Raw genomic sequence first — 1,363 nt, 5'->3', positions numbered from 1 at the left:
AGGCGCAGCGGATCGCTCCGTGCGCGCCTGCCCCGACATAAAGGCCTGATTACCGTGGCGGACACGCTGTTTTCCGAACCTCCCGATCGTTCCCAACAACCCCTGGCCGAGCGCCTGCGTCCGCGCAATATCGACGAGGTGATCGGCCAGCAACACCTGCTTGGCGCTGGCAAGCCGCTGCGGGTGGCGTTCGCGTCCGGCGAGCCACACTCCATGATCCTGTGGGGCCCGCCGGGCGTGGGCAAGACCACGCTGGCGCGGCTGATGGCGAACGCCTTCGACGCCGAGTTCATCGCGCTGTCGGCGGTGCTGTCGGGCGTCAAGGACATCCGCGAAGCGGTGGAGCGCGCCGAGCAATACCGCGCCCATGGCCGCCGCACGCTGGTCTTCGTGGACGAGGTGCATCGCTTCAACAAGAGCCAGCAGGATGCCTTCCTGCCGCACGTGGAAAGCGGCCTGTTCACCTTTATCGGCGCCACCACCGAGAACCCGTCCTTCGAGGTCAACGGCGCCTTGCTGTCGCGCGCCGCGGTGTACGTGCTCAAGAGCCTGGACGACGCCGAGCTGACCCAGCTGGCGCGGCGTGCCAGCGAGGAGCTGGGCGGCCTGCAATGGGAAGACGAGGCGCTGCAGCTGACCGTGGCCTCGGCCGACGGCGACGGCCGCAAGCTGCTCAACAATATCGAGATCGTGGCGCGCGCCGCGCGCAACGCCGGTGCCGCCGCCATCGATACCGCGCTGCTCGGCAGCGCGCTGTCGGAGAACCTGCGCCGCTTCGACAAGGGTGGCGACGCTTTCTACGACCAGATCAGCGCGCTGCATAAATCGGTGCGCGGCTCCGACCCCGACGCCACGCTGTACTGGTTCTGCCGCATGCTCGACGGCGGCGCCGATCCGCGCTACCTGGCGCGCCGCATCGTGCGCATGGCCTGGGAAGACATCGGCCTGGCCGACCCGCGTGCCGCCCGCATCACGCTCGATGCCGCCGAGACCTACGAGCGGCTGGGCTCGCCCGAGGGCGAACTCGCGCTGGCGCAGGCCCTGATCTACCTGGCGGTGGCGCCCAAGTCCAATGCGGGCTACAACGCCTACAACACCGCGCGCGCCTTCGTGGCGAAAGACAAGTCGCGCGGCGTGCCGGTGCACCTGCGCAATGCCCCGACCAGGCTGATGAAGGAACTGGGCTACGGCCACGCCTACCGCTACGCGCACGACGAGCCCGAGGCCTATGCCGCCGGCGAGCATTACTTCCCCGACGACCTCAAGCGCCAGGGCTGGTACCAGCCCACACCACGCGGGCTGGAAGGCAAGATCGGCGACAAACTGCGCCACCTGCGGGATCTCGATGCGCAATGGCATCGCC

Annotated in this window: 2 protein-coding genes; one reads left to right on the top strand and one right to left on the bottom strand. The window is 68.7% G+C overall.

Annotation, left to right across the window (positions count from 1 at the left end; genetic code table 11):
• Positions 1-210 (bottom strand): hypothetical protein (locus P3W85_RS33915; RefSeq protein WP_276267983.1); only part of this gene is annotated, 210 nt, incomplete at its 3' end.
• On the opposite strand from P3W85_RS33915, the gene P3W85_RS33910 reads away from it, so the two are divergent.
• Positions 115-1,363 (top strand): replication-associated recombination protein A (locus P3W85_RS33910; protein ID WP_276267982.1); only part of this gene is annotated, 1,249 nt, incomplete at its 3' end. The two genes, P3W85_RS33915 and P3W85_RS33910, sit on opposite strands and share 96 nt — an antisense overlap.

It is taken from the genome of Cupriavidus basilensis, from assembly GCF_029335485.1.
Lineage (GTDB): Bacteria > Pseudomonadota > Gammaproteobacteria > Burkholderiales > Burkholderiaceae > Cupriavidus > Cupriavidus basilensis_E.
The sequence above is the reverse complement of the archived record's forward strand: the minus strand, read 5'-3'. Positions and strand labels throughout refer to the sequence as shown.